The organism is Massilia glaciei, from assembly GCF_003011895.2.
Lineage (GTDB): Bacteria > Pseudomonadota > Gammaproteobacteria > Burkholderiales > Burkholderiaceae_D > Telluria_A > Telluria_A glaciei.
This window is the reverse complement of sequence record NZ_PXWF02000111.1, coordinates 1-6,808: the sequence shown is the minus strand read 5'-3', so window position 1 is coordinate 6,808 and position 6,808 is coordinate 1. Positions and strand designations below refer to the sequence as shown.

Genomic DNA, 6,808 nt, shown 5'->3' with positions numbered 1-6,808 from the left:
ATGACGTGGTGCTGCAAGCCGATTCCGATTCCGATGATCGCCGAAAGAAGCACATCGTCCGGACCGTTCGATATATCGCGTACAAATGATTGATCGATCTTCAGCGTATCGAACGGAAAATTTTTCAAATAACTTAGGCTTGAATACCCGGTACCAAAATCGTCGATCGAAATTTTGACCCCCATTGATCGAAGGGCACGCAAAGTGGTTGCGGACGCTTCGAAATTTTTCATCAGAACGGTTTCTGTCAATTCGAGCTCGAGGTGATGGGGCGCCAAACCGGTTTCCCTCAACACCAAGCTGATGCACTCCAAAAAATTGCCATTCTCGAACTCGCGCGCGGAAATATTTACCGCGATGACATCCAACGTCAAACCGGCATCGAGCCAGGACTTGGCCTGGCGACACGCCTCGCGCAAAACCCATCGGCCCATCGCGACAATCGCCCCGGAATCCTCGGCGATCGGCACAAACCATGCCGGCAACAGCAACCCCCTGCTGGGATGGCGCCATCGGATCAGCGCCTCCGCACCCGTGACAGCACCACTTTCAAGATTAATTTGTGCCTGATAAAAAAGCTCGAACTGATGTTGTTCGACGGCTTGACGCAAGCTGACTTCCACACTGCGTCGTTCGGCATCGAGTGCACGCATTTCGTGGGTGAAAAATTTGTACCCGTTCCGGCCATTTTGTTTCGCAAAATACATTGCACTATCAGCGGCGCGAATCAGCGCCACGGCGTCCTCGCCATCGTCGGGAAAGACGCTCACACCGATTGTGGCGCCAACACGCAACTCAATACCGTCGATAAAATACGGGGCCGTCACCGCTTGGTGGATTTCAATGATCTTGCGCTCGAGGGTGTAAAGTTGCTTTGCCTCAGACAATATTATAATAAACTCATCACCACCATGCCGGGAAATGGTATCGCTGCTGCGCACGGCGCTGGTGAGGCGTTGCGCGGCCGCTTTCAGCAACTGATCGCCCATGGCGTGACCATAAGAATCGTTGATGATTTTAAACCTGTCCAAATCCAGGAACAGCACCGCCAATTTTGCCGGATGCCTTTTTGCGAGCAGAATCGCCTGTCCGATCCGGTCGAATAGCTGGACGCGGTTTGGCAGATCCGTCAGGAAATCGTGCTGCGCCAAGTGCAGTATCTCGGCTCTGGATTTTTCGATTTCTTCGCGGGCGACCAGCAATTGGACGGACGACAAGACCAGTTGTTCGTTGGCCAATCGTAATTTAACATTGCGATCCTCCGTTTGCGCCGCTTTCCAACCGATCAGTGTGTGAAGATCTTGTTCGCGCGAGGTCGCGGACATTTCCCGCTGCAACACCGCAAGTTCGCGCCCGCCGGCGACATCTTCGCGCGCCAGCGCCCCGCCCTCACGCTCTCCGATCGCGGTTTCGCGCAGAAGCGCCCGCCCCTCCCGCCAATCCATGGTCTCCGCGTGCCGTTCACGTGCCGCGACTGCATCGGCGGAGCTTACTTCGTCGACTTCTACGGTCGGCAAAGCGTCGGGTGTCGCGCTCGCCGGATCGCCGTCAGGCGAAATCTGGTATCCCACCGCGTTCGCAGCATGTTGGCGCCGGTCGCGCTGTGCGCTTAAGCGACGATCAGGCTTCATCGCCGACCTTCGGACGGCGCAAGCATGCTTACGTCGCTAACAAGCACACGTTCTATGGTGACAATATCGACCACAACCGACCTCCTCCGCCAACTTCATGCGCCGGCATGGGTTCCCCCATCTTTACGGTTGAATTTGTTCGGGGGGCGACCGGCGTACATGTTCGACCAAAGCGTTGTCGCTTCGTTCCCCAAGCTAAAGACCTTTTCCCGCGACGCGTATTCGCACGAGCGTTGCTATTTTTTGACCGACGCACTGGCCGCGCAGGCGCGAGGACATGGCTAAGTGCGACGGTGTTGAGCTTGCCGGCCGGACGCGCGTCAGGAACTAGGCGCCGTGGCAGGGCCGCGGGTCGACCGGCGTGCCCTGCTTGTCGAACTTCATCGCCACCTCGACCGCCACGATCCCCAGCGTGCCGAGGGCGTCGGCGATGTCGTCGACCTCGGTCTCGAGGTCGGCCGCCAGGTCGAACGGCTTTTCCGACGACACCAGCAGGGCGCCGCCGGCGTTCGCATACAGGTTGACGCGCAGCACGATCACATCGTCGACGTCGGCCGGCGCGACCACCGCGCGCACCGCCCCCGGCGCGCACTGGTGCCGCTCCAGCGCCTGGTTGACGGCGGCCATCATCTGCAGCATCGCGTATTCGGCCACCCCCTGCTCCTTGGCGCCGAAAAACAGATCCTGGTACAGGAAATTGAGCTCGAGCGACGCCGGCGCCCCCGCCATGCAACGCTTGACCAGCGGCGCCGCCCGCCCGGTCCAGGCCTGGTAGCGCAGCATGCGCGCGGCGAACCAGGCGTCGGCCTCGGCCTCGTCGTTTGGAACCTGGTAGAACGGGTCGTCCGTGCGCTTGAGCGCGAAACCCAGCAGGAAGCGCAACTCCATGGCCTGGTCGCCGGCGCCGAAGCCGCTTTCGGACCAGCCCGCCAAACTGCGCTCGAGCGCGGGGGTGGCCGTCAGTTTTTTCTCGGTCATGGTGGCGTGGGCGTCGCGCACCATCTCGCTCAGGTGGCTGTAGGTGATGCGGTCGATCTCGTCGAGGTCGTAGGCATGGCTGATCAGCACCACCTTGGCGTCCGGGCTCTCCAGCCCGGCCTGCGCGAAACTGGCGACCAGCGCGTCGAAGGCGTCCGGATCCTGGAACCCCTCGGCCTGCTTCAGTCCGCCCGTGCTGTGCACGAACACGGGCACGGCGAAGGCGTTGATCTCCATCGGCGGGCCGCCCTCGCGGCGCATCAGCGCGGTGGCGCTTGCCTCCTCGATATGGCTGCGCAGGTACTGGTAGGCGCCCACATCGGCGTAGCGCGCCCGCTCGACCGCCCCGTACAGCAACTCGTCGTTGTTCTTGCGCAGCGCGTTGCGCACGATGCGGTTGAACCGCTCGCCCTGTTCGCGCGCGAGTTCGGGCGCGGCATCAAAGTCCTCCTGCTCGGCCAGTTCGAGCGCCAGATCGGCCAGCGCCTGCGCCAGCGTGTCGTCATCGGGCTCGGCCGCCTTGGCTGGTTTGCGGGGTTCGGGGCGCTTGTTTTTAGGCATTGGGGAGGCTGCGTGGGTGGCTAATCCCGCCATGGTAGCGCCTGGGGGGCGTCGCGGCCAGATTTAATGGCGCGCGGCCGCCGACTATGCCGCCTTGATAAAACCAGTTGGCATTTCCGTCAACTTAATGTACTGTATTAATAAGCTAATACACAGGATCGGAAAAATGGCAGCACATCCCCCCAATCTGTTTTCAATTGCGACAGGCTCGGCCGAGCCGATCTACCGCCAATTGATCGACCAGGCGCGCCGCCTGGTAGCCGGCGGGCAACTCGCGCCCGGCGACGGCCTGCCGTCGGTGCGCGAGGTCGCGCAGTCGCTGGCGCTGAACCCGATGACGGTCTCGAAGGCCTACGGCATGCTCGAACTCGAAGGCGTGTTCACGCGCCGCCGGGGCCTGGGCATGATCGTGGCCGACCGCCCCGGCAACGGCGCCGTCGACCGGGCCCTGCTGCTGCGCCCCGCCCTCGAGCGCGCCGCGCTGGAGGCGAGACAACTCGAACTCGACGCCGACACCGTCATAGCCCTATTCAAACTAATTTTGGAAGAAAAAAAATGAGCGCTGCAATCATTGAAATCAAGAACATCTCGAAGTCCTTCGACAGCAAGACCGTGCTCGACCAACTGAGCTGGAGGGTGGAACCGGGCAAGGTGATCGGCCTGCTGGGCCGCAACGGCGCCGGCAAGTCGACCCTGCTCGAATGCATGCTCGGCCTGCGCGAAACCGACGCCGGCGCGGTCACCCTGTATGGCGAAGGCGTCGACAATCTGAGCGTGCAGACGCGGGCGAAGATCGCCTACGTGCCGCAGCAGTCCGACCTGTTCGAGTGGCTCACGCCGAACCAGATGCTCGACTATTTCAAGGCGCTCTACCCGCACTGGAACACGGCCAAGGTCGAAGCCCTGCTGGGCCGCTGGGGCTTCGACGCCGCCGCGCGCAAAAAGCCGATCAGCCAGTTTTCGGGCGGCGAGAAGCAGCGCCTGTCGATCATCCGCGCCCTCGCCCACGATCCCGAACTGCTGATCCTCGACGAGCCGGTCGCCAGCCTCGACCCGGTGGGACGGCGCGAATTCCTGCGCGAGCTGATCGACGGCGTGATCGAACGCGACACCACGGTCATCTTTTCGACCCACATCTTGTCGGACCTCGAACGCGTCGCGCTCGACATCGCCTTCCTCAAAGACGGAAAGATCGCGCTCGAGGGCCCGCTCGACGAGCTGCTCGAGACCACCCATCGTGTGAGCGGCCCGGCGTTGGCGATCACGACATTCGGCTTCGGCCTCGAACTGGGCCGCAGCAACGACAACGCCGGCGGCACCGACGTCATCATCCGCGCCTCGGCGGGCGAGTTCGAGCGCCTGCGCGCGGCCCACCCCGGCGTGCGCATCGATGCGCTCAGCCTCGAAGACCTGTTCGTGGGAGTGACCCAATGAAGGCGTCGCGCCACATCCTGCTCCCATCCAAGGTATTGCCTGATGCGGAGCTTCCTCAACAAACGCCTATACAAGCTCATATCGGACCAACATGCGCGCAACCTTAAACTCATACTATCTGATCCTGGCCGCGGGGCGGCATCGCCAGGCCGAAAGCCGCTCGCTTCGCGTCGTTTTGCTGGTAATGATGGTCGCCGGCACCGCGTTGGGGATCGCATACGGCGACTGGCGCAAGAGCATCGCGTTCGGCGCCGGCTTTCCGGCCGGCTGCCTGCTGGCCATCGTCTGGCCGAGGCTGGTGCTGGGCCTCGTGATACAGAACTCGCCGGCGCGCGCGCTGCTTTCACCGCAACTGCGGATCCGTCTGATGCGCGTATTTTTGGCTGGGTGCGCGCTCGCGAGCGCGGCACTCGCGCTTATTATTTCATTCCACACGGGTCAGTTCGTCGCGCTAACGCTCGGCATTGCGGCATTTCTCCTGCTAAGCGCGCTCACGATCCGCTACAAAGCGCTGCTTTTCAATGTGATCGTCGTGACGTTTTTCACAGCGCAGATTCTGGACGTTCCATGGCGCGCCATCCTCGGCAATCCCCTTGTGCTGACGCTCCTGACCTTGCTGCTGTTCGCCTTTGGCTCGCTTGTGGCGCGCCTTCTCATACAGAATGGCGGGGACGCCCACGCCGCGTTCCAGGCCAGACTGCTCAAGCATCCCCTGATGCTGGCAACCATGGCCGCGGCGAACCAACAACTGCGCCTTGGCAGGATCGAAGCGGCTCGGCTGCGTCGCCATTGTGCCCGTCGCGCCCCGGCCTCCACCATGCTCGGATACCTGCTCGGCCCGAGCTACCAGTGGCTCCAATTGCCGCTGGTCGCCATTGGCGGCGCTGGCGCGCTTTGGCTGGCGCTGCGATATGCACTGCCGCCGGGCGCGATTTCAAAGAATCTCTCCTTCATGATCACCTGCTGGTCGGTCGGACTGTCGATGCTGGCGCCCTTGACGCATTTGTTCTTCCTCGATACAAGCTTCCAGACGAAACGCAACGAACAAATCCTGCTGCGGCTCGCGCCGGCCATTCCGCAAGGATCTGGTCTGAACCGCGCCTTCGCCAACACCTTGATGCGCCGCTTTCTTGCGAGCTGGACGGTTGCACTGCTGTCCGCAACCGTGGTGCTGACCCTGCACGAAGCGAGTCTCGATGGCTTGGCCGTGATCGTGTCGGGCGCCGTGCTGCTGCTGCCGCTGGCCGCCCTGCCGCTCCAAAATTACGCCGATGCGCGGGCCGCCAAACCGTCGTCGCGCCTTGCGCTGTCGATCATCGCCATTGTTGCGCTGGCCTGCGTGATGGGCGTGCTCACGCAAAAGTACGAGGCGCCGTGGCTGTTGCTCATCGGCGTGTACGGCGCCGCGTCCGTGCTTCTCATCCACCGGCGTTGGCTGGCCATGGTGGCGGCCCCGGTCGCCTTCCCGGTCGGCCGCATGACGCAACGGCGCGCGCGCGGAACCGGCACGGTTTCAAAGTAGTTGAGCGCCCTGCCGTCGTCCGGCAACTCAAGCTCGCTGGCGACAAGACCCGATCGGCGGCATTCAAATTATCGAAACAGAAACACAACGGGGAATTAGCGTTGCGAAATTGCGAATCGGACCGGCGCGCGAAGCAATTCGCCGATATGCAGTTGATTTGTCTTTTCACTCATGCGACCATTCGGCGCGTCCCCCCCGAATTACGCCATTCCCAATACCAGAAAGTCGTCATGTTAGCCCTGCAAGAATATCTAAAACGCCTCAATTACATATCATTGACCGCGGGCGGGGCCGCGACCACTTTGTGCCTGGCCGCCGCCTGCATCGCAATGCATGCGCCCGCCAGCGCCCAGCAATTCAAAACCGGCGCCTACGTGCCCGCCTACACCCGCATCGGCCCCGGCGACCCGCATTGCAAGAAGCCGGAGTATCCCAAAGCGTCGATGCGCGACGAGGAGCAAGGGACCGTCACGCTTGAATTTCTGATCGACGTCGACGGCTCGCTGCTGGGCGACAGAATCGTCAAGTCGAGCGGCCACACCGCGCTCGATGTCGCCGCGATGGTCGCGTTGCGGCAGTGCGCATTCAAAGTGGTGGAAACGAACGGCGCGCGCCGCAAGGCCTGGTTGCGCATGTCCTACGTCTGGTCGATCAAAGACTAGTACAACATCCCTTAAATACA

At 62.1% G+C, this 6,808-nt stretch carries 6 protein-coding genes; 4 read left to right on the top strand and 2 right to left on the bottom strand.

Annotated elements, in window-relative coordinates:
• Together C7C56_RS08090 and C7C56_RS08085 are read right to left on the bottom strand one after the other, a co-directional pair.
• Positions 1 to 1,631 (bottom strand): putative bifunctional diguanylate cyclase/phosphodiesterase (locus C7C56_RS08090; protein ID WP_106756935.1); only part of this gene is annotated, 1,631 nt, incomplete at its 3' end.
• 327 nt (positions 1,632 to 1,958) lie between these two features.
• Positions 1,959 to 3,170, bottom strand: coding sequence for a DUF2863 family protein (locus C7C56_RS08085; protein ID WP_106756934.1), 1,212 nt, complete (start codon positions 3,168 to 3,170; stop codon positions 1,959 to 1,961).
• A gap of 166 nt (positions 3,171 to 3,336) precedes the next feature.
• On the opposite strand from C7C56_RS08085, the gene C7C56_RS08080 reads away from it, so the two are divergent.
• The 4 genes from C7C56_RS08080 to C7C56_RS08065 all read left to right on the top strand — a co-directional run bounded on the left by C7C56_RS08080 (position 3,337) and on the right by C7C56_RS08065 (position 6,788).
• Positions 3,337 to 3,729, top strand: coding sequence for a GntR family transcriptional regulator (locus C7C56_RS08080; RefSeq protein ID WP_106756933.1), 393 nt, complete (start codon positions 3,337 to 3,339; stop codon positions 3,727 to 3,729).
• Positions 3,726 to 4,604 carry an ABC transporter ATP-binding protein gene (locus tag C7C56_RS08075; RefSeq protein WP_106756932.1) on the top strand — a complete coding sequence of 293 codons (879 nt, stop codon included), beginning with the start codon at positions 3,726 to 3,728 and terminating at the stop codon, positions 4,602 to 4,604. The genes C7C56_RS08080 and C7C56_RS08075 overlap by 4 nt, the downstream gene beginning before the upstream one ends.
• 91 nt (positions 4,605 to 4,695) lie before the next feature.
• Positions 4,696 to 6,126 carry a hypothetical protein gene (locus C7C56_RS08070; protein ID WP_146204339.1) on the top strand — a complete coding sequence of 477 codons (1,431 nt, stop codon included), beginning with the start codon at positions 4,696 to 4,698 and terminating at the stop codon, positions 6,124 to 6,126.
• A 230-nt stretch (positions 6,127 to 6,356) separates the two neighbouring features.
• Entirely contained in the window at positions 6,357 to 6,788 is a 432-nt protein-coding gene (locus C7C56_RS08065) for an energy transducer TonB (RefSeq protein WP_146204338.1), read from the top strand.
• The last annotated feature ends 20 nt before the right edge of the window (positions 6,789 to 6,808 follow it).

Excerpts from the sequence above, each read along its gene's own strand:
- C7C56_RS08085 (WP_106756934.1), bottom strand. The coding sequence starts at position 3,170 with ATGCCTAAAAACAAGCGCCCCGAACCCCGCAAACCAGCCAAGGCGGCC.
- C7C56_RS08080 (WP_106756933.1), top strand. The coding sequence starts at position 3,337 with ATGGCAGCACATCCCCCCAATCTGTTTTCAATTGCGACAGGCTCGGCC.
- C7C56_RS08075 (WP_106756932.1), top strand. The coding sequence starts at position 3,726 with ATGAGCGCTGCAATCATTGAAATCAAGAACATCTCGAAGTCCTTCGAC.
- C7C56_RS08070 (WP_146204339.1), top strand. The coding sequence starts at position 4,696 with ATGCGCGCAACCTTAAACTCATACTATCTGATCCTGGCCGCGGGGCGG.
- C7C56_RS08065 (WP_146204338.1), top strand. The coding sequence starts at position 6,357 with ATGTTAGCCCTGCAAGAATATCTAAAACGCCTCAATTACATATCATTG.